Here is a 21,302-nt window from a genome sequence, read left to right as displayed (position 1 = left end):
ATGATCCCGCATCGGTTGGAGATAGCGGCGTGAGCCGCTATCTTGCGGCGGTGCGGGGTTTTGCGGCGGCGGCAATCGCGCTGCTGCTCGGGCTGACGCCGGCCCAGGCCCAGCAAGACGACATGATCGAGAACGCCTTGCGGGCGGCGGCGCGGACCTTCGAGCGCGCGCTGCCGGGTCTGGATGCCGTGAGCATGGGTGTGCCAACCCAGGAATATCATGATGCGCTGGTGCAGCGGCGGTTTGCCTCCTCGCTCTGGGGCGCGCCGCTCGATGTGCAATTGGTCACCAACGAGAGCGAACGGGGGCTGTGCTCCGGCTTCGCCGCCTATGTGACCCCGGCGATCCAGCAGGGCGCAGTATCGCTGGTCATCTGTCCGCGCTTCTTTTCGCCGGGGGCGGATGAACTGCGCCAGACCACCATGCTGCACGAAATGGTGCATGTGGTTGCGGGGACGAATGAGTGCCAGGCGATGGCGTTTACCGCCCGCATTCAAAAGCTGGCGACCGGCTCGTTCCAGCCCGTCAGCGACTATTGGACACGAAACAAGTGCAACGCCTCGCGGTACCGCTTGCCCGACTAGGTTGGGCTTAGCGTCGCCTCGGTCAGCTTGATCGAGCGCTTGCGGGTGTTAGAATCGCCGGGGCGGCTGTTCACCGCATCGGGAAAATCCATCACGATATCGAGTAGACCGGTCTCGGCCGCAATGCCCGCCGGAATTGCGAATGGCACGGTGACCGTCTTGCCGCGCGCAATGGTGGTGGTACCCACCGGCGTGCCGTTGGCGGATACCACAACCCGCTGATCGGCCATACCATCCATATCGATCGCGGTCATCTCAAGGGTCAGGGTCATGGGTGCGGTGATGGCGCCGGTGGCAAAGCGCAGGCGGGCAGTCTCGCCCAGGGCATGCATGCCATTACCTACGGGGCCTTCCCAGCCGCAGGGGCGCAATTCCCTGGTGTCGTCGCCGCCGGAGCGGAAGTCGATCGTGGCGCCCATCGCATAAGCGCCCGTCACCGGCTGGCGCATGCAGGTCGTGGTGTGGTCGATGTAATAGGCGCGGTAGGCCTCGGGTACGTTGGGGTGGATCGCCTGCCAGGCGATGACCAGTTCGAGCAGCGCCAGCACGGCGACCAGCGCATAGGTGGCGATAAAGCGCGGCGAGCCCGGCTTGGGATCAGGCAAGAGGGACATTGTTGTTACCCAACCAGGCCAGAGGGATGACATAGCCCAACACCAGGATCGCGAGCAGGCCGAGCGCGAACAGCCAACGCCGCGACGCCAGCAATTGCATGGCCAGTACGGTGACCGGCACCATGGCAGCAGTGAAGCGGATGACCGATGCCAGCCCGGCAAATAATGGCAGGGTCAGCGAGATGAAGGCGAACAGGGCCTGGGCCCATTGGCGGCGCCAGGCGAGCACGACGGTCAGCACGATGCCGAGCACCGCGGCCATGGCCAGCCATTGCGAGGTGGTCGGCCAAAATCCCATGTCGGGCCAGGACGTCAGGCCTTGCCAGACGAAAAACAGCGGATTGCCGAACGGCCGACCCCAGGAGCGCTGCACGTGCTGAAAGGCCAGGCCATCGCCGATGTAAAAATTGAGGAAGGCCATATAGGCGAACAGCCCGAGCGGCGCGATGAATATGGCGAGCAGCAGGTTGGGCCGCTTGAGAAAGGCGCCGACCAGGCCGCGCCAGGAGCCGGTGCTGGCCCGGTGATCGAGCGCCGCCTGCACGACGATGGATAGCGTGGCGAAGACGCCGACGATGCGGGTGGCTGACAGCAGGATCGTGGCGAGGCCGGCACCCAGATAATTGGAGCGCTTCAGCATGACGAAGACCACTGTCGTCATCAGCACGAACATCGGCTCCGTGAAAAAGCTGGTGAAGTAAAACGAGAACGGCCCGCTGAGCAGAAAGGCGGCGTACAGCGTGAAAGCGCGCAGATCCTTGTCGAACAGCGGCCAGGCGACGACCGCCGCCGTATAGGTGGTGAGCAGCGACAGGCCGGTGGCGGTGACGAGCGTGGCGAAGGGCAGCAGCAGGCGGACCGCGCCGACGAGCAGCGGGTAGAACGGGAAAAATGCCCAGTTCCCCGAATTGATGCGGCTGGGGACGGGGAACGGATCGTAGCCGGTCTGCGCCATCTTGATGTACCAGCTGCAATCCCAGCGACACATGGCGGTGATGAAAGCTGACGGGTCGGCCTCAGGCTGGGCGACGCGGAAGGCAAGGAACCGCAGCGCCAGGCCGATCACGAGGAACAGCAGGGGCAGGATGAAGATGAGTGCAGCGCGGGAACGGCTGGTCGCGATGGCCGGCTGGAGCATGTGCTGCACGTGTGGTCCTCGATACGCGCGAACTGGGCGCAAATGAACTGGCCGCGCCGGACAGCACTTGTCAACCGACGCAACGGGGATGGTTGCAAATAGACGCCTGCGTCCTGCGCAGGGCAGCCATTGCAGACTTGCATGCAACCGATCCTTATTTCTGTGCTTTTTGCCAGCTAGGTGCCAGCCAGATCAAAACAACGCGACCTGTATCGGAAATTGCATGACGGAAATCGGTAGCCAAGCCAAAGTTGACAGCCTCCGCCACCCCGTCGCCACCGGCCATCCGCCGCAACTGGCGGTGATTGTCCCCAGCTTCAACGAGCGGGGCAATATCGAGCTTCTATACGAGAAACTGGCGATTGCGCTTGGCGCGACGGCCTGGGAGATGATCGTCGTCGACGACAACAGTCCCGATGGCACCGCCGCAGTCGTCAATGAAATGTCCCGCGTTTACGCCAATGTGCGCTGTATCCGCCGCTTTGGGCGTCGCGGATTGTCCTCGGCTTGCGTCGAGGGCATGGCGGCGACATCGGCGCCTTATGTGGCAGTGATCGACGCCGATTTGCAGCATGACGAAGCCATCCTGCCGCAGATGCTGGAAAAGGCATTGGCGGGGGCAGATCTCGTTGTGGGTACACGCTTTGCCGGCGAAGGCTCGGCCGCAACCGGATTGAGCGCCACGCGCCTGTCGGGCAGCCGGCTCGCCACCAAGATGGCGGCGATGATCGCCGGACAGCCAATCAGCGATCCGATGAGCGGATTTTTCCTGGTGCGCCGCGACATCTTCGAGAATGTCGCGCCCAAGCTGGCCAATGACGGCTTCAAGATCCTGATCGACCTGATCGTGACCTCGGCGCGCTCCGGCAAGCCGCTGCAGATTGCCGAAGTGCCCTATACGTTCCGCCCGCGCCATGCCGGCGAGAGCAAGATGAACCCGCTGATCGTGATCCAGTATCTCGGCCTGTGGGCGTCCAAGCTCAGCGGTGGCATCCTGCCCCCGAGCTTTTTGCTGTTTGGCCTCGTGGGCGTGACCGGCGTGGTCGTACACATGGCGACGCTGGGCTTGTTCACCTATTCGCTGGGCGCCAATTTCGTGATCTCGCAGATCGCCGCCACCATGGTGGCGATGACCTGGAATTTCTGGCTCAACAACAATCTGACCTATGCCGATCGCCGCCTGCATGGCCGCAAGCTGGTGTTCGGGCTGATCGGGTTTTACGCCATCTGCGCGCTGGGCGGGATCGCCAATATCTCGGTGGCGAGTGGCATCTATAATCTCGATCACCAGACCTTTGCGGCGGGTCTTGCGGGCGCGGTGATGAGCTCGGTGTTCAACTATGCGGTGACCCGGGCCTTCACCTGGAAGTAGGCGACAGGCGATCGGATCAAGGCTCAGGCCAGGATATCGATCGCCGACTTCTGCATGTCGCTGGCGACCTTGATGATCTTGGTCGAGGCTTCGAAATCGAGCTTGGCGATGAGGGCGTTGATCAGGTCCTCCGCCATGTCGCCACCCGAATTCGGGTTGGCAATGCTGGCCGCGCTCTTCTCAAGCCGCTGCGTTGCGCGCTGAAGGCCGGCTACGCCGCTGGACATCGCAGAAATCGTCGTCATGACATCACCTCTGAGCTGGTGATAGCCGCCCGGCATCTCAATCGGGTTAATTGTCTCGCTAAAACCTTATAGCAAGCTGATTTTCCGGTTCGTGGCCTTTCACACCGCTTTCTTCCCGCAGGCTTGACCCGCGGGCCATTGGCCGCTTGTGCCGTGCTGGTGAAGGCCCGCGGGTCAAGCCCACGGGAAGAGAGGGGGGTGGGATTAAACGCTGAAGGCCCTAGCTGATCTTGCCAAGTGCTGCCTCAAGCGCCGCGCTGTCGTAACCGAGCGTGGTCAGCGCGGTCGCCACGATCCCGGCCCGGTCGAGGCCGGCGGCGGCATACATGTCGGCCTGGCTGGAATGCTCGACGAAATGATCGGGGATCATCAGCGGGCGGAAGCGCAGCTTGCCATCGAGCATTCCGTTGCTGGCGAGGAAGGTTGCCACGTGGCTGCCGAAGCCGCCGATGGAGCCTTCCTCGACACTCAGCAGCACATCGTGATTTTGTGCCAGTTGGGCGATCAATTCCTCGTCGAGCGGCTTCATGAAGCGCGCATCGGCGACGGTGGGATTGAGGCCCAAAGCGGCCAGTTTGTCGGCGGCGGCGAGCACTTCGCCCAGCCGCGTGCCATAGCTGAGGATGGCGATGGTGCCGCCCTGGCGCATGATGCGGCCCTTGCCGATCGGCAGCGCAATGCCGCGCACGGGCATGTCGACGCCCATGCCGTCACCGCGGGGATAGCGGAAGGCTATGGGGCCATTGTCATAGGCGGTGGCGGTGGCGACCATGTGCTTGAGGTCGGCCTCGTCGGCCGCGGCCATCTGCACGATGCCCGGAATGGCGCCGAGATAAGCAGCGTCGTAATTACCCGCATGGGTGGGGCCGTCGGCGCCCACATAGCCCGCCCGGTCGATGGCAAAGCGCACCGGAAGATGCTGGATCGCCACGTCATGCACGACCTGGTCATAGGCGCGCTGCAGGAAGGTGGAGTAAATGGCAACGAACGGCTTCATGCCTTCGGTGGCGAGGCCGGCCGCGAAGGTCACGGCATGCTGTTCGGCAATGCCGACATCGAAAATGCGGTCCGGGAAGATTTCGGCGAATTTGTCCAGCCCGGTGCCCGAAGGCATGGCGGCGGTAACCGCGACAATGCGCGGATCGTCGGTGGCTTCCTGGATCAGGCTTTCGGCAAACACGGACGTATAGGACGGCGCATTCGAGGGCGCCTTGGCCTGCGCGCCGGTGATGACATTGAACTTGGACACGCCGTGATACTTGTCGGCGGAATCCTCGGCCGGGCCGTAGCCCTTGCCCTTCTTGGTGACCACATGGACCAGGATGGGGCCATCGCCGGCATCGCGCACATTGTCGAGCACCGGTAGCAGGTGGTCGAGATTGTGCCCGTCGATGGGGCCGACATAGTAGAAGCCCAGTTCCTCGAACAGCGTGCCGCCGGTGAAGAAGGAGCGGGCAAATTCCTCGGTGCGGCGGGCCGGCTCGTGAAAGAACTGCGGCAGTTTCTTGGTGACGGTCTTGGCCGTTTCGCGCATGCCTCGATAGGTGGGGCTCGACACCAGCCGCGCCAGATAAGCGCTGAGCGCGCCGGTGGGCGGGGCGATCGACATGTCGTTGTCGTTCAAAATGACGATCAGCCGCGCATCCATGGCGCCGGCATTGTTCATCGCCTCATAGGCCATGCCGGCCGACATGGCGCCGTCGCCGATGACCGCTACCACATTGCGCTTCTTGCCCTGCAAGTCGCTGGCAACGGCCATGCCGAGGCCGGCCGAAATCGAGGTCGACGAATGCCCCGCGCCGAACGGATCGTATTCGCTTTCGGCGCGACGGGTGAAGCCGGATAGCCCGTCCTTCTGCCGCAGCGTGCGGATGCGGTCGCGCCGGCCGGTGAGAATCTTGTGCGGATAGGCCTGGTGCCCGACATCCCAGATGATGCGGTCATGCGGCGTGTCGAACACCGCGTGCAGCGCCACGGTCAATTCGATCACCCCGAGCCCGGCGCCCAGATGGCCGCCAGTGACCGAGACCGCGTCAATCACTTCGGCGCGCAGTTCATCGGCCAGGGCGCGCAGATTTTCGCGCGGCATGGCGCGCAAGTCGGCGGGCGTCGATACGGTGTCGAGCAGAGGGGTAAGCGGCTTGTCGGGCAAGCGGGCGATCCTTTACCAAGGATTGTGACAAGCGAGGTTTAGGCCGAGGCCCTTGGCTTTGCAACCGTAACAGCCTGATGCGCCAAACGCCGCAGCCTAGCGCTAAGTTGCGATCATGCTGGAATTGGGGCGGCGCCGTCGCGTCTAGTTGAACGCAACGATCGGCGGGCGGCCGGTCTGGAAGCGCGTGGCGCTCAATTCCGCCGGAACGCCGGCAGCGCCCATGACGGTGACGTAGCGACCCATTTCGGTGGTGGGATCGAAATCGGCCTCGTCATGGTCGAAGATGACCGCGAAATGATCGGAGGTCATGACCACCGGGGTGAGGAATACCTCGGCGACATGTTCAAGATCGGGGGCGATCAGCTCGACGTCGCGCATGGCATTGACGTCGGGACGCGGGCTCAAGGCCGCTGCAGCGGGCGCAAGTCGCTGCTTGGTTGTATCGCGGCCATTGCCGAACAGGCCCATCAGCGCGTTGACGGCTGGCTGGCTGCCGAGCGAGGCGGTATGCAGGCCATTGGCGGTGCCCGGTAGCGGTGGCAGCACAGCGATCGGCGCCTTGGGTCGCGCGCTGGCGGTGGTGCTACGCTCGATGATCATCTGCAGGGCGCGCTGCGCCTCGGGGTCCTGGGTCAGCACGGGCGCATAGGCGGTGAGCATGGCATCGGTCGGATTGCTCATCTGCAGGCGCGGCTGCGGCACGGGGGCGGTCAGCGCCGCAAGCGCGGTCACGGCAGTTTCCGGATTGCCTTCAGGCAGGGCTGCCGATGTGGCCATCAGCAAAGCCTGCGACTTGGTCGCGGGAATCGGCGCGGCGCTGGCGGTCAGCAGTTCGGCATCGTCCAGCGGCGCGCTGCCGGTGGTCGAGAATGGTAGCGGCGGCTGATCGACGGCGGCCATCTGGGTCGGCGCGCCAAGCGCAGCGGGGCGCATCATGGGAATGGGTGGGGCGATATCGGTGGAAGCCGCGGACGCCATCTGCACGGGCGCCGGGGCACCGGCCGGGGCCTGCTCGCCCTTGCCGAAGAACATATCGGCTAGCGACCGGCCCGAGCCGCCATCATTGCTGGCGATCTGGGTTTCATCATAGCGCGTGTTGCCGTTGCACGGCACCCGATGGCACTGTTGCCATTGCGCCTGGGCATATTGGCGGCCGGCCTGCGACAGCGGCTTGCCGTCGGTGGGCACATGCAGCGTCTTGCCGTCCGGGAAGATCTGCTGCAGCTGCGCCTTGGTCATGCGCGGCCAGGCACGCACATTGCCGGTATCGAGATGCACGAAGGGGCTGCCGGAGGTCGGATAATAGCCGACGCCGCCGACCTGGTGGCGCATGCCGGCGGCGCGCAGCTTGGTCAGCGAAATGCCGGGAATGAAAAAATCCATCGCTTTGCCGCGCATATGCTGCGAATTTTCGGCGACGCCAGAGCCGGCGACAGCGCGCAGCGACGCATTGGTGGCGGGATTACGATAGGCCGAGACCACGTTGATGGGCTGGGTGCCGCCCACTTCCTGGTAGACTTCCCAGACCAGGTCGAACAAAGCCGGGTCCATCTTGGCAGGTTCGTTATGGCGCCAGTCGCGCAGCATCTGATTGAGCTGGTTCAGGCCCGCCTGGACATATTGCCCATTGCGCTTGAACACGATGCGAGCGGTTTCGCCGGTGTGGGTATAATAGAGGTAAAGGCTGCGCTCGTTGGCTGCACTGGCTGGAACCGTCAGGGACGGCAGCAGCATAGTAATGCTCATAAGCGCGCTCAAGACGAGCCGCAGGAGATGGTTGCGTATCAAGAAGCTGTCCCCGTCACGCTGTACTCTGCCCGGTCACTGCACTGTGGTCTGATTTTAGCGGAAAGTCGCGTAGAACTTATTAACGCTAACGAGACCGCAAGGGCGTGTAACTGGACCCCTCACAGTTGCATTTTTACTGGCAAAAACTGGCTGAACCAAGGCGAAAGTGTGAAGCAGGGGTTAACGGGGTGTGGGGCGACGCTGGACGCTGTGGCGTGGGCAATGAAACTGGCCCCAAACTCGGCCTTCCCGCGGACTTGATCCGCGGGCCACTCTCAACCTAGCACAAGCGGCGAAAGGCCCGCGGATCAAGTCCGCGGGAAGGCCGGTGGGTGTGGCGAGGTAGCAGTCAACAAATCAGCGGCTATCGATCGCAGCTGCCGCGATAACCAGCAGATCAGGGAGACAGCGCGCCGTCTTCGACCGATACGGGAGCGGCGGCGGGGGCAACGTCAGGGGCGTTCAGGCCCATCGCTTCGATCAGCCTGGCGTTGTGGCCATAGACGTCGCCGAAGGAGCGGATGCTGCCGTCGGGCTGCACGCGCAGGGTGAAATAGGCCAGGTGCACCGGAATCTGGTGTTCGGGATTTACCCACCGCTCGCTGGTGCCGAACATGGCTTCGAGCGAGGCGCGGCTGATCGTGGTTTCGTTGGCCAGCAGGGCGTCGGCGAATTCCATCGGGTTCTGTACGCGCACGCAGCCATGGCTATAGGCGCGGTAGTCACGGGCGAACAGCGACTTGGACGGCGTGTCGTGCAGGTAGACGTCGTGCTTGTTGGGGAACAGGAACTTGATCTGGCCCAAGGCATTGCCGGCGCCGGGGCGCTGGCGCACGCTGAACGGGAAGCTGCCGCCCACCGCCGACCAGTCGATTGAGGACGCGCTGACGACCTTGCCGCCATAGAGCAGTTCCATGTTCTGGCCGGCGATATAGCCCGGATTGGCGCGGGTCTTGGGCGCGATTTCGTTGCGCACGATCGAGGCCGGGACGTTCCAGTATGGATTGACGACGATGTGCTGGATCGCATTGGAGAAAATCGGCGTCTGGTGCGCAGTGGCGCCGATGACGACGCGCGTCGTGTAGACCTCGGCACCGTCGCGGTAGATGGCGAGGCGATATTCGGGCAGGTTGACGAAGACGTTGAAGGCCCCGAGGTCGCGCGGCATCCAGCGCCAGCGTTCCATATTGGCCAGGATGTCGTTGCGGGTGATGGCCGTGCCGCCATTGAGCGCAGCGACGGTAGCCGGGCCCATGATGCCATCGGTGGTCAGGCCCAGGCTGCCCTGGAAGGTCTTGATGGCCTCGATCAGCGCGTCGTCATAGGTCGTGTCGGCCACAGCGGGCAGCTCGAGGCGCTCGCGCAGCAGCGGGACGCGGTCGTCGCTCATGCCGGGCTTGAGCGTCTTGCCATCGGCGATGTGGACGGGTTGGTCGACGCTGCCATCGTCGAAATTGGCCAGGGCCGCCTTGAGGGCGAGGAATTCGGGATGCGTCGGCTCCAGCGCGTTGAGCACGGCGACGGGATCGGCGCTCGAGGCGAGCTGCATCATCAATGCCGACTGGTCGAGCAGCTTGGGCTGGATATCCAGGTTTTCCGACAGCGAGAGCGGGCGGATGCGGCCGGTATAGATATTGCTGGCATAGCGCATGGTGGCGCCAGAGAAGGCGGTTTCGAGCGCTGCCATCTTGAGCGGGTCGCCCTTGGCGCCGGCGACATCGAGATCGGGCGTCAGATAATCGCCGGGGCGCAGGCCTTCGCTGCCGGCGGCCAGGAACAGTTTGAGAATTTTCTGGGCCGAGGCGGAAAAAGCCACGTCGCCGTGGGCGGCCTGTTCCAGCCACAGTGGCTCGAAATGGCGTTCGCCGTAAAAGAAGTAGAGTTTCTGGGCCTCGTTATAGGCCGTGCTGCCCTTGGGGGCGCCGTAATAGGCGGCCGCCAGGCCGGTCTTGATGATGCGGGCCAGCTCGCTCTGGGCCGGAGCGATCACCACTCGGGTGGGTAGCGCTGTCGCCGCGTCCTGCGCCATTGCCGGCAGAGCGGTGCCGGCACCGACGAGAGCGGCGAAAAGGCAGACCATAAGCTTGTTCATGCGAACTCCGGCGGCGCTGTCGCGGGCTCGGATCAGGCCAGAATCAGGGGCTCCGACCAGTCGTTCCGCATGAAAAAATCAATACTCCGCAAATCTTAACGGGCGCAATCGCTCGCAATGTTGTGAGCGATCTTTGTGGCGGCGCTGCAACTTGGGACCTGCGCGAAGTTTTATGGCCGCAATGATGAATGCGCAGTGAATGTAGACGACGGGGAGCCGTTAGGATGGGACCGGAACCGCAAAGCCACGCTTGGCCAGCAGCGCTGCAATCTGTGGATCGCGGCCGCGGAACAGGCGGTAGGCCTCGGCATACTCGCGCGAGCCGCCGGCGGAGTAGATGTATTTGAACAGCCGCTCGGCGGTTGCTGGATCGAAGGGGTCGCCGGTTTCCGCGAAGGCTTCGAAGCCATCGGCGTCGAGCACTTCGGACCACAGGTAGCTGTAGTAGCCGGCCGCATAGCCGTCACCGGTGAACAGGTGCAGGAAATGTGTGCTGGCGTGCCGTAGCGCGATTTCGCGGGGCATGCCGATGCGCTCCAGCGTGCGGTGTTCCAAGGCGTTGACGCTCATCTCGCCCGCAGCAGGGTCCGAGTGATAGTCCATGTCGAGGATGGCAGAGGAGACGAACTCCACCGTTTCGAAGCCGGTATTGGCCTGGCGGGCCAGTTTCATGCGCTCGATCAGGTCCTGCGGAATGGGCTCGGCGGTGCGGTAATGCACCAGCCGTTCCAGCACTGGCTTCTGTTCCAGCCAGTGCTCGTAGAGCTGGGAGGGCAGCTCGACGAAGTCGCGCACCACGCTGGTGCCGGAAATGCGCGGATAGGTCACATCCGACAGGAGGCCATGCAGGCCGTGGCCGAATTCGTGGAACACGGTGCGGGCCTCGTCGAGCGATAGCAAGGCGGGCTCGCCGGCCGGCGGCTTGAGGAAATTGCAGGTGTTGACGATGAGCGGCAGCACCGCGCCGTCCAGCTTTTCCTGGTCGCGGAACGAGGTCATCCAGGCGCCGCTGCGCTTGCTGGGGCGGGCGAAGAAGTCGCCGTAGAACACGCCGACCTGGTGGCCGTCGCGCAACGCCACCCAGGTGCGCACGTCGTCATGATAGACCGGGATATCGGTGCGGGGCTCGAAGGTCAGGCCAAACAGGCGGCCGGCCGTGTACATGGCGGCTTCGATGACGCGGTCGAGTTCGAGATAAGGCTTGATTTCAGTCTCGTCGAAATCGTAGCGGGCGAGGCGGAGCTGTTCGGCGTAATAGCGCCAGTCCCAGGCCTCGAGCGCGAAATCGCCACCCTCATCGGTGATCAATTGCTGCAGCGCCTGGCGATCCTCCATGGCGCGCTGGCGGCCGGGTTCCCAGACCTGTTCGAGCAGGTCGCGGGCGGTGTCAGGGGTCTTGGCCATGCTGTCGGCCAGCTTGAAATGGGCATAGCTGGGATAGCCCAGCAATTGCGACAGTTCGCTGCGCAGGCGCAGGATTTCGGCGAGGACGGCGCTGTTGTCGTTCTCATTGCCATTGGCGCCGCGCTTGACGAAGGCGCACCAGACTTTTTCGCGCACGCTGCGGTCGCGGGCGAAATGCAGCACGGGCTCGACGCTGGAACGCGAGGTGGTGACGGCATAGGGGGCGTTGACGGAGCGGTCCTTGGCGGTCCCGGCGGCGGCGACGCGGGCAAAGTCGGGCAGGCCGTCCGTTTCGGCCTCGGACAGAGCGAAGATTGTGCCCTGTTCGTCGGCCAGCACGTTCTGGCCGAACTGGGTGCCGAGCACTGCAAGGCGTTCGACGATCTCGCCAAAGCGGGCGCGGTCGCCTTCAGTCAGGTTGGCGCCGGCGCGGACGAAATCGAGGTGATAGCGCTCAAGGACGCGGAGGGCCTCGGGCGGCGCAAGGCCGAGGTCCGCGCGCGTTTGGTAGAGCGCGTCCACCCGCGCGAACAGCGCCGCATCGAGATAGATCGCGTTCCAATGGCGCGCCAGCAGCGGAGAAATTTGCCGCTCGACGGCTTGCAGCGCCTCATTGGTATTGGCCGAAGCAAGTTGGGAGAACACCATGTCGACGCGCTTGAGCAAGGCGCCGCTGCGCTCCAGCGCGGCGATCGTATTGTCGAAATCGGGTGTCGCCGGGTAAGCCGCGATGGTGGCGATTTCTTGCCGGTGCGCGCCGAGGGCCGCGAGATATGCGGGCTCGAAATGCTCCGTCGCAATCTCGGCGAAGGGCGGTGCCTCGAAGGGTGTGGTCCAGGCGGTCAGCAATGGGTTATTCATGGGCGTCCTGCTTGAGTGCATTTCCGACGACGGCGCGCATCAAATTAGCGCAGAAATCGCAGGAGCCTAGGCTAAAAGGTGTCCGGAGATATTTCATGGCAAAACGCATGTCCAAGACCCTGGCCACAGAAATTGCCGATCGCACGCTGGCGGTGGTCAACCCCCAGAACCGGGCGATGGCTATGGACGCGGCGCTGCGGCGGCATGGGTTTACGCCATCGGCAGCAGCGCCGCCAAGCGAGCTGCTGGTGCGATCGGGCCTCGTTGCCTGGTTGCTGTCGGCTTATGCGGCAGAGAGCTAGACGACATTTGCCATCAAATCCTCCCCACCGGGTCATTCCCGCGCAGGCGGGAACCTCTGTTGAGCGACCGACAAAGAAAACGGAGGTTCCCGCCTGCGCGGGAAATGACTCCGTGGAGGAGCTATGAGGGCGGCGTTAGGGCCGCAGTTCGCCGGTCATCTGCTGTTCGAACCAGCGGCGAATGATGTGCATGGTGCGGCTGGAGCGATCGTCGCGCCAGGCGAGGAACCAGCTACCTTGCCGCGTGGTCATGCCCAGCGGCGCAATCAGCCTGCCCTGTTCGAGCGCATCCCAGACGGCAGGGCCGGGGCCGATGGCGACCCCAAGCCCGGCTTCGGCGGCCTGCACGCTGAAGGAGAGCGCGTCGTACCAGATGGTTTCGCGCGGTGGCAGGGTGACGCCGGCCTCGCGGGACCAGTTGGTCCACATATCGGGCGGCCAGCGAATGTCGAGCCGGGGCAGGCTCCAGAGGAATTCGGGGGTCGGCTCGCGGTCGCGCACCAGCATGGGGCTGACCACGGGGCCGAAGGTTTCAGGCGCTACGGCGGCGACCGTCATGCCCGGAATATTGAGTAGCGGGCCCACCCCGACATAGACATCGATGGAACGGTCGGCGGGATTGATCTCGCGCGTCCAGGTGGTCAGGCGCACCGACATTCCGCCTAAAGCGGCTTCCAGACTTTGCAAGCGGGGCACCAGCCAGCGCAGCAGAAAAGTGTCGGGCGCGGTCAGCATGATGGTCGCCTGGCTGTGGGTCGTGTGCAGGTGCTCGGTGCCGCGGGTGATCGACGCGAAGGCCTCGGTGACGGTCGCGGCGAAAGTGGCGGCCGCCGGCGTCAGCTTCATCGACCGGTTGCCGCGCTCAAACAGCGCGATGCCGAATTCCTGTTCCAGATTCTTGATATGCCGGCTGACGGCGCCATTGGAGACGCGCAGTTCCTCGGCGGCCTTGCGCACGCTGCCAAGGCGGGCCGCGACCTCGAAGGCCCGCAAGGCATTGAGCAGATGCAGCATCGGGCGATCCATCAGGAAAAGTCAACTGAACAGAGCAATAGTATGCTGTTGTCCGGAACGGGTCCAGCCTAGGATTTCCTTTGTCTGCGGGGCACTGGATGCGCGTTGGCCGGGTTTTTCTCGGCGCGTGTGATCGCTGTCATGATGCAGCTTATTGAAACAATATCAGTGCGAGTGCAGCGGCGTGTCCAATCCTTCCCATCGCGTGATCATCGATTGCGATCCCGGCCATGACGATATGGCCGCCATCCTGCTGGCCGCCTGGCATGACAGTATCCAGGTCGAAGCCATCACCACGGTGTGCGGCAATGCCTCGCTCGACAACACCACCAATAATGCGCTGCGCATCGTCGCAGCGTTCGGCCTGGACATCCCGGTCTATCGCGGCGCCGTGCAGCCGCTGCTGCATCGCTATGAATTCCCGGCGGCATTCCACGGCCCGAGCGGGCTGGATAGCGTCGGCGTCGACCTGCCGCAGACCGATCGCCAGGCGGAGAAGGGGCATGCGGTCGACGCGATCATTCGCATCGTCGACGCAAATCCGGGGGAGATCACCGTGGTGGTCATCGGCCCGATGACCAACCTAGCTCTGGTTCTGGCATTGCGGCCCGACCTTGCAACCAAGATCAAGCAGATCGTGTTCATGGGCGGCTCGGCGGGCGAGGGCAATGTCACTCCGGCCGCCGAATTCAATATCTGGGCCGACGCCGAGGCCGCGCGCATCGTGTTCCGCTCGGGCGTCAAGCTCGTGATGTTCGGCCTCAACGCTACCCACCAGACGCTGCTGCGGCGGCAGGATGTCGCCGCCGTCCGCGCGGCCCGTCCGGACGCGAACGTGGTGGCCGATATCATGGATTTCTATTGCGGCACCTATTACCGCTTCGCCGGGGCCGACAAGCCAGGCGCGCCGCTGCACGATCCCTGCACCATCGCTTATCTGATCGATCCGAGCCTGTTTGCCATGGCGCAATTGCCGGGCGACGTGATCGTCGGCGATGCCGAGACCTATGGGCAGACGCTGATCGACCTGCGCCCGCAGGATCCGGCGCATGACCAGCGCGTCAAGAATGTCGGCGTGGCCATGCAGGCCGATGCCCCCCGTTTCGCCGCCCTCGTGACCGAGGCCCTGATCTGGGCCACGGGTAGGATTTCCGCCTAACCTCCGATCTCTCCAGCCCCAACAGGTGCCCCGTGAAGACTATGAAGATTGCCATCGTCGCCGGACTGGTTGCCAGCATGCTTGCCGGCACCGCAATGGCGCAGGACAAGACGCTCAATATGATCGTGATCGAGGGTGGCGACACCACCGCCATGCAGGCGGTCGCCGATGCCTATACGGCGGCCCACCCGGGCGTCGCGATCAAGCTGCAGCCCTATCCCTTCGCGCAGTTCTTCCAGGTGGCGGAACTGCGTTTGCGCTCCAAGGATGCGGGGATAGACCTGGTCTATGTCGATGCGCCGCTGGTGGCGAGCTACGCCTCGCGCGGGTTCCTGTCGCCGGTGGATGCGGGCATCAGCACGGCGGACCTGGTGACCAGTGCGCTGGATGCCGGCAAATATGACGGCACGCAATATGCCCTGCCGATCAACAATTCGGCGCAGGTGATGTTCTACAACAAGGCGCTGTTCGCGGCGGCCGGCATTACGCCGCCCGATGGCCTGACCGCGGGTAGCACCGCCAGCCAGGCGCAGGTGGACGAGCTGGCCTCGGCCAAGCGCTGGACCTGGGAACAAGTCGCCGATGCAGCGCAGGAGCTGACGGTCAAGGAGGGTGGGCGCACCACCACTTATGGCTTCACTGTCGAGCAGTTCGGCGAGCTTTATCAGCTCCAGCCATTCGGCGAGTCGCTGGGCACCGATGTGATTGGGCCGGACGGCTATACGGCCAAGGGGTATCTGGACAGCGAGGCCTGGACCAAGGCAGCGACCTATTGGGCCAATCTCTATAATGAATGGGGCGTGAGCCCGAAGAGCCTAGGTTATGGCGAGGCCGCGCAGTTGTTCGGCAATGGCAAACTCGCCATGCTGGCAGGCGGCACCTGGAACTTGCCGGGGCTGACCGCCAGCGGCGTCGACTTTGGCGTGGCACCCTATCCCTATTTCGAGGGTGGCAAGGTGCTGACGCCGACCGGGAGCTGGTATGTGGGCGTCAATGCGGCCTCGGCCAACCAGGCCGAAGCCTTCGATTTCGCCAGCTATCTGACGACTTCGGCCGAAGGCACCAAGGTGTGGTTCGACTCGCTGCAGCAATTGCCGACCTATAAGCCCCTGCTCGACCAGATCAGCACGGGCGCCGATTTCGACGCTTTCCCGCAGGACGTGTTCCGCCTGGGCGTCTATGACTCGCTCAACACCGCCAAGGCCCGTCCGGTGACGGCCGCTTACGGCCAGTTGCAGGATGCCTTCCGCACGGCCTTCGTGGACATTGCCAACGGCGTGCCGGTTGCCGATGCTCTGGCGAGCGCGGTGCAGAAGTTCGAAGCCGCCGCGGCGCGCGTCGCCCCCTGATATGAACGCGCGATCCCGGCTGTCCCCGGGGTCGCGCTTACCGGAAAACGGCATGACCCAATCTCGGACGCCAGTTCTGCTGATCATACTGCTGCTGGTACCCGCTCTGATCGGGCTTGTCGTTTTCCGGCTCTATCCGATCGCCCTGGCGGTCAATGACAGCTTCTTCAACGTGCTGCGTGGCAACTCGGTCTTTGTCGGGTTCGACAATTACGTGGCGCTGCTGACCGATTCCGCGTTCTGGAATTCGCTCAAGATCACGCTCTGGTTCAACCTCCTGATCAACCCGATCCAGATCGCCCTGGCGCTGGGGCTGGCGCTGCTCTATGTGCAGAATTTCAAGGGTGTCGGCGTCTATCGCGTGCTGTTTCTCATCCCCATCGGGGTGTCGCTGCCGACGGCGGTGATCATCTGGCGCATCATGTTGAGCCAGGATGGGTTGGTGAACGGGGTCATCGGAATTGCGGGTGTGCCAGCGCAGCCGTGGCTGACGGCGGAATCGCTGGCGCTCTATTCGATCATCGCCATCGCTACCTGGAAGGGCATTTCCTACTGGATGATCTTCATTATCGGCGGGCTGCAGAATATCTCGCCCGAGATTTACGACGCCGCGCGGATCGATGGGGTCAAGGCGTGGCAGCGACTGATCTTCATCACCATTCCGCTGCTGCGGCCGACACTGCTGTTCGTGCTGGTGGCCGATGTGTCGATCAATTTCCTGCTGTTCGCGCCCATTTTCATGCTGACCCAGGGCGGGCCGGCCGATTCCACCAATGTGCTGATGTATGAGGCCTATAAGTCCGGCTTCGTGTTCGGCGATATGGGCCGGGCCATGGCCATTATCGTGGTGGTGGTCGCCATCCTTTTGGTCATTGTCGGGCTGCAATTCCGACTGCTGTCGGGCCGAAGGGAGGCACGCTGATGGCCGCTACCACCGTTCGTCGCGGCGTCGGGCTGGGCTTGCGCCATCTGGCCTATGCGGTCATCGCCTTTATCTTCGTGCTGCCCCTGTGGTGGGCGATCGTCTCGTCGCTGCGGCCCAATGGCGAAGTGTTTGCCGATATCTTTCCGTTCACCGCCAAGGCGCTGCTGCCGTCGCCACTGACGCTCGAGGCCTATAGCGGCATTTTTGAGCGTGGTTTCGGCATGATCATCGGCAATACCATGCTGGTGGCGCTGATCACCATGGTGGCGGGGCTGATCGTCAATGGTGCGGCGGGTTTTGCCTTCGCGATGTTCCAGTTCAGGGGCAAGGCCATCATCCTGACGCTGATCATCATCAGCTTCATGTTGCCGTTCGAGGCCATCGCGCTGCCGCTTTATACGGTGACCCAGCAATTGGGCTGGCTCGACAATATCGCGGCGCTGATCGTGCCCAGCGTGGCTAACGGGCTGGCGGTGTTCCTGTTCTACCAGTTCTTCAGCCAAGTGCCGAAGGATTATGCGGAAGCAGCGCGCCTCGATGGCGTGAGCTGGCTCAATATCCTCCTGCGCATCTATGTGCCGCTGTCGATACCCACCTGCATCAGCGCGGCGCTGCTGTTGTTCATCTTCCAGTGGGAGGCGTTCCTGTGGCCGCTGCTGGCGATGCCGAGCCAGCAATTCAAGGTCATCCAGGTCGGCATGGCGGCATTCCAGCAGCAATACCAGACCATCTGGAACCAGCTGTTCGCCGTGTCGGTGATCACCGCGCTCATCCCCATCGCCTTGCTGCTTCCGCTGCAGCGCTATTATGTCCAGGGGCTCGCTGGCGCGGGCATCAAGGGCTAGGAGAATTTCATGTCCGGTCTCACGCTTGCAGGCGTCAAGAAATCCTTCGACCAGACCCCGATCATCCACGGCGTCGATCTCGAGATCGCCGATGGCGAATTCGTGGTGTTCGTGGGGCCGTCCGGTTGCGGCAAGTCCACGCTGCTGCGGATGATCGCGGGGCTCGAAGAGGTCAGCAGCGGCCGCATCGCCATCGGCGCGCGCGACGTGACCGATCTCGATCCGGCGCAGCGCCGCGTCGCCATGGTGTTCCAGTCCTATGCGCTCTATCCGCATATGAGCGTGGCCGACAATATCGGCTTCGGGCTGCGCATGAACGGCATGCCCAAGGCCGACGTGCAGCGCAAGGTCGATGAGGCCGCCGCGATCCTGCATCTGGGCGAATTGCTGGCGCGCAAGCCCAAGCAGCTTTCGGGTGGACAGCGACAGCGCGTCGCTATCGGCCGCGCCATCGTGCGCAATCCGGAAGTATTCCTGTTCGATGAGCCCCTGAGCAATCTCGATGCCGAACTGCGGGTGCAGATGCGGCTGGAGATCGCGCGGCTGCATGAGCAGCTTGGCGCCACCATGATCTACGTGACCCATGACCAGGTCGAGGCGATGACCCTGGCCGACAAGATCGTGGTGTTGCGTGCCGGGCGGGTGGAGCAGGTGGGCACGCCGCTCGATCTGTACGACCAGCCGGACAACATGTTCGTGGCCGGCTTCATCGGCTCGCCGCGGATGAATTTTTTGCGCGCTGAGGTCAGGAACGGCGCGGTGGTGCTGCCCGATTTTGGTGACGTCGCCGTACCCCTGCCACTCGCGAGCCTGCCGGCGCCGGGTGCGGACCTGCTGCTTGGCATTCGGCCCGAGCATTTTTCACCCACCGGCAGCGTGCGGCTGGGGGTAATGGTCGATCTGGTCGAGCATCTGGGCGGCGCGTCCTATGCCTATGGCCAATCGGGCGGGGTGCAGCCGCTAACCATCGAATTGCGCGACAGCCGCACCGTGGCCGCTGGCACGCGCCTGGATATCGGGTTCGATCCGGCTCGTGCCTTCCTGTTCGACGCGGCCAGCGGCGGGCGCCTGCGATAGCCTAGCGCCTCACGCCGGTTGTACGAGATTGGCCAGCAGCCGGAAGGCACCCGGGACCAGCCGGTCCAACTGATGATGCAGCACGAGGCTGGTATGGGTATGGCGGCCGTTGCCGATGGGCGCGGAAATCAGCGCGCCGGTTAGCGGCTTTTCACCGGCGTCGTGCATGGCAAGCAGGGGCTCATAGGCACCGTCCCAGTCGGACGCAAAATAGAGGCCGCGCTCCTTGTCCCAGCCAGCCCAGTCATCTGGGCCAATGGAGTTGGGGCCGGTCAGCAGCTTGTGCTTTGGCGCGAGCATATCGACCGGTGCGGTGGGATCGGTGACACGCCAGCGCAGCGAGGGCGAGCCGATGACGACGCGGCGCGGTGGTGTGGTATCGGGCGTCCAGCCGTCCGACGGGCGGTGGTAAAGGGTCAGCAGATGACCGCCGGCCTCGACCCAGTCGCGCAGCTTTTCGGTAGCCGCGGCGAGGTCGGACCGGGCGCCGAAGGCCAGGGTGCCGACGACGATGGTGGTCAGCTCGGACAGGTCGCCAGCTAGCGCCGCCGCATGGAGATCGGTGACATTCAGCCCCATGGCGCGGAGCCAGACGCCGACGCGGTCGCTGCCGCCGCCCACATAGCCGATACGCGCCGCCTCGGGCAGCGTCAGGTCCAGCGCCAGCACGTTGAGCGCCTGCGCGGTGACGAACTGCGTGCGCCCGATGTGGGGATAGGCGATCGGGGTCTGGCGATAGGCTTGGCGGCCGTCCAACATCAGGGGCAGGCGATAGAGGCCATTGGCGAGCGGCGCCGCGGGGGTGATGGTGAAGCCAGCTTCGCTGCGCATGACGCCCCAGCCGGCAGGGCCAATCAGCACGGCATTGGTTATGGGCGAAGGCGAGCGGATGGCGACTCGCAGCGGGTCGGCCGTGCGACTCGATCCCAGGATGATGGTCTCGGGCACAAGCGTCACCGACTGGGCCGAGCCCACGCTAAATGGCTCCTCCAGATCGACATTGCCGCGCACACTCCGGCCGCCGATGACAGCTTCGATTTCAACGCTGAGTTCGCCATTGCCCCCCAGGCTGGAAAAGCCGGGGGCGTAGAGACCGCTGAGCGGGGCCTGGGAATTGACGGAAATCGGGTAGCTGACGACGCTATCCCCGGCTACGGCGGCGCCGATATGGAGCGGTGCCTTGGCGACCGGCATGGTGGCAAACGGCTCTGGCCCGATGCTGATATTCAGCGTGGCGTTGCCGCCGGGCGCGGGGCGGTTGGGTTCGGCCCAGGCGATCGGGGAGATACCCGCGGCGAGCAGCAGGGCGGCGTCGATCTCGGCGCGTTTGCGGGCCAGGCGATGTGCATGCGGGGCGAGTGTCTCGTCCTCGGCAATGATCTCAAGCGCGTCGGCCGCAGCAAGGAGCGCGGTGGTGATGGCCGGGCGATCGGGAAAGGCACGCAATGCGGCGTCGATGCCTGATTGCGCTGCCCGCAACGGAGCGGCATGAGGACCGGGTAACAGATCGGCGAGTTCGCCCAGCGTTGCGGGCAGGTTCTGGCGGATATCGTTTTCCGCGCCAAGCGGGCCACGCACGAGGTGCAGTGGCCACTCGGTCTTGGGCGCATTCTTCCAGCGGCCCATGCCCTGGCTGGCGTGATAGGCACGGGACCATTCGCCTATGGCATCGAACGCCGCGCCGGTCGGCATGTCCAGCCCGGGCGCGAGGACGCGCACGCTGGCATTGGGCGGCGGCACTTCGTCATCATAGGTATCGCCCCCACCAGACCAGGCCGGCAGGTAATATTTGGCCACCGCCCAAGGATCCAGCCCCGGCGTCAGATAGGCCGGATCGGCGGCGAGCGCGATGGCGACTTCGGCCGCCTCGGTCATGGCGCGATGATGGCCATGCTGGCCGGGTACATCGAGGAAGGTGGGAATGACGATATCCGGCTTGTCGCGCCGATAGGCGATCACCAGCCGCTCAATGATGCGCTCGCGGCCCCAGCGCGCCAAAGTGTCCACGCCGTTCTTCGAGAAGCCGAAATCGTGCACCGGATCGTCCGGGCCGTGGCCGAGCCAGGCGATATCGGCATCGAGGATGCGAGCCGCTTCCTCCATTTCGCGGCTGCGCACCACGCCCAGCGCGCCGGAGCGTTCGGGGCCAAGACTGTTCTGGCCGCCTTCGCCGCGCGTCGAGCAGGCGACGATGATGCGCATGCCATAGCCGAAGCGCATGGTCGCCAGCATGCCCGATTGCTCGTCATCCGGATGGGCGCCGGTATTCATCATCGTCAGCGTCGAGATCAGCCTTGTGAGGGCGCGGTGCAGTTCGACCAGGAGGGGACGGGATTTCTGACGGGCGAGACGCTCGCTGGCGGTCAACATGACAAAGT

At 64.1% G+C, this 21,302-nt stretch carries 17 protein-coding genes; 8 read left to right on the top strand and 9 right to left on the bottom strand.

All coding sequences use genetic code 11. The annotated features are described in order from the left end of the window. The first annotated feature begins 29 nt into the window (after positions 1–29). Positions 30–584 carry a hypothetical protein gene (locus JWR51_RS07275; protein ID WP_299745686.1) on the top strand — a complete coding sequence of 185 codons (555 nt, stop codon included), beginning with the start codon at positions 30–32 and terminating at the stop codon, positions 582–584. Here the strand turns inward: JWR51_RS07275 and JWR51_RS07270 are convergent. Both JWR51_RS07270 and JWR51_RS07265 read right to left on the bottom strand, forming a co-directional pair. Beyond that, positions 581–1,198, bottom strand: coding sequence for a hypothetical protein (locus JWR51_RS07270; RefSeq protein WP_299745683.1), 618 nt, complete (start codon positions 1,196–1,198; stop codon positions 581–583). The two genes, JWR51_RS07275 and JWR51_RS07270, sit on opposite strands and share 4 nt — an antisense overlap. Further along, positions 1,182–2,345 (bottom strand): hypothetical protein, encoded by a 1,164-nt coding sequence (locus tag JWR51_RS07265; RefSeq protein WP_299745681.1) that lies wholly within the window; start codon positions 2,343–2,345, stop codon positions 1,182–1,184. The genes JWR51_RS07270 and JWR51_RS07265 overlap by 17 nt, the downstream gene beginning before the upstream one ends. 214 nt (positions 2,346–2,559) lie before the next feature. Here JWR51_RS07265 and JWR51_RS07260 point away from each other — a divergent pair, with 214 nt between their 5' ends. Continuing rightward, the gene (locus tag JWR51_RS07260; RefSeq protein ID WP_299745678.1) at positions 2,560–3,708 is read left to right on the top strand and encodes a glycosyltransferase family 2 protein; all 1,149 of its coding nucleotides are present in this window, start codon (positions 2,560–2,562) and stop codon (positions 3,706–3,708) included. Between the two features lie 23 nt (positions 3,709–3,731). On the opposite strand, the gene JWR51_RS07255 is transcribed toward JWR51_RS07260, so the two are convergent. The 5 genes from JWR51_RS07255 to JWR51_RS07235 form a co-directional block, all read right to left on the bottom strand. Beyond that, positions 3,732–3,953, bottom strand: a complete 222-nt coding sequence (locus JWR51_RS07255) for a hypothetical protein (RefSeq protein WP_299745675.1) — start codon at positions 3,951–3,953, stop codon at positions 3,732–3,734. Between the two features lie 220 nt (positions 3,954–4,173). Then, positions 4,174–6,105, bottom strand: a complete 1,932-nt coding sequence (gene dxs, locus JWR51_RS07250; RefSeq protein ID WP_299745673.1) for a 1-deoxy-D-xylulose-5-phosphate synthase — start codon at positions 6,103–6,105, stop codon at positions 4,174–4,176. Positions 6,106–6,249: 144 nt separating this feature from the next. Continuing rightward, the gene (locus tag JWR51_RS07245; protein ID WP_299745671.1) at positions 6,250–7,854 is read right to left on the bottom strand and encodes a DUF882 domain-containing protein; all 1,605 of its coding nucleotides are present in this window, start codon (positions 7,852–7,854) and stop codon (positions 6,250–6,252) included. 439 nt (positions 7,855–8,293) lie between these two features. Beyond that, entirely contained in the window at positions 8,294–9,988 is a 1,695-nt protein-coding gene (locus JWR51_RS07240) for a L,D-transpeptidase family protein (RefSeq protein ID WP_299745669.1), read from the bottom strand. 219 nt (positions 9,989–10,207) lie between these two features. Next, the gene (locus tag JWR51_RS07235; protein ID WP_299745667.1) at positions 10,208–12,253 is read right to left on the bottom strand and encodes a M3 family metallopeptidase; all 2,046 of its coding nucleotides are present in this window, start codon (positions 12,251–12,253) and stop codon (positions 10,208–10,210) included. Between the two features lie 95 nt (positions 12,254–12,348). Between JWR51_RS07235 and JWR51_RS07230 the strand changes: the two genes are divergently transcribed. Continuing rightward, complete coding sequence (locus JWR51_RS07230) at positions 12,349–12,555, top strand: hypothetical protein (RefSeq protein WP_299745666.1); 207 nt, start codon at positions 12,349–12,351, stop codon at positions 12,553–12,555. Between the two features lie 135 nt (positions 12,556–12,690). On the opposite strand, the gene JWR51_RS07225 is transcribed toward JWR51_RS07230, so the two are convergent. Continuing rightward, positions 12,691–13,569, bottom strand: coding sequence for a LysR family transcriptional regulator (locus tag JWR51_RS07225; protein ID WP_299745664.1), 879 nt, complete (start codon positions 13,567–13,569; stop codon positions 12,691–12,693). A 184-nt stretch (positions 13,570–13,753) separates the two neighbouring features. On the opposite strand from JWR51_RS07225, the gene JWR51_RS07220 reads away from it, so the two are divergent. The 5 genes from JWR51_RS07220 to ugpC are packed head-to-tail and all read left to right on the top strand — an operon-like array spanning position 13,754 to position 18,924. Further along, the gene (locus JWR51_RS07220; RefSeq protein WP_299745663.1) at positions 13,754–14,728 is read left to right on the top strand and encodes a nucleoside hydrolase; all 975 of its coding nucleotides are present in this window, start codon (positions 13,754–13,756) and stop codon (positions 14,726–14,728) included. A gap of 41 nt (positions 14,729–14,769) precedes the next feature. Further along, positions 14,770–16,077: an extracellular solute-binding protein gene (locus JWR51_RS07215; protein WP_299745661.1), complete on the top strand. Its 1,308-nt coding sequence runs from the start codon at positions 14,770–14,772 to the stop codon at positions 16,075–16,077. Positions 16,078–16,129: 52 nt separating this feature from the next. Then, positions 16,130–16,999, top strand: a complete 870-nt coding sequence (locus JWR51_RS07210; protein WP_299745659.1) for a sugar ABC transporter permease — start codon at positions 16,130–16,132, stop codon at positions 16,997–16,999. Next, entirely contained in the window at positions 16,999–17,847 is an 849-nt protein-coding gene (locus tag JWR51_RS07205) for a carbohydrate ABC transporter permease (RefSeq protein WP_299745657.1), read from the top strand. Before JWR51_RS07210 ends, JWR51_RS07205 begins: the two co-directional genes overlap by 1 nt. Positions 17,848–17,856: 9 nt before the next feature. Next, a complete protein-coding gene (gene ugpC, locus JWR51_RS07200) occupies positions 17,857–18,924 on the top strand; it encodes a sn-glycerol-3-phosphate ABC transporter ATP-binding protein UgpC (RefSeq protein WP_299745655.1) in 1,068 nt (355 codons plus the stop codon). 9 nt (positions 18,925–18,933) lie between these two features. Here the strand turns inward: ugpC and JWR51_RS07195 are convergent, their stop codons facing one another. Beyond that, the gene (locus tag JWR51_RS07195; RefSeq protein ID WP_299745653.1) at positions 18,934–21,294 is read right to left on the bottom strand and encodes a PIG-L family deacetylase; all 2,361 of its coding nucleotides are present in this window, start codon (positions 21,292–21,294) and stop codon (positions 18,934–18,936) included. Between the last annotated feature and the right edge of the window lie 8 nt (positions 21,295–21,302).

The sequence above is a fragment of the Devosia sp. genome (assembly GCF_028290625.1).
Classification (GTDB): domain Bacteria; phylum Pseudomonadota; class Alphaproteobacteria; order Rhizobiales; family Devosiaceae; genus Devosia.
Note: the sequence above shows the minus strand (reverse complement) of the source record. Positions and strands in the feature narration are given on the sequence as shown.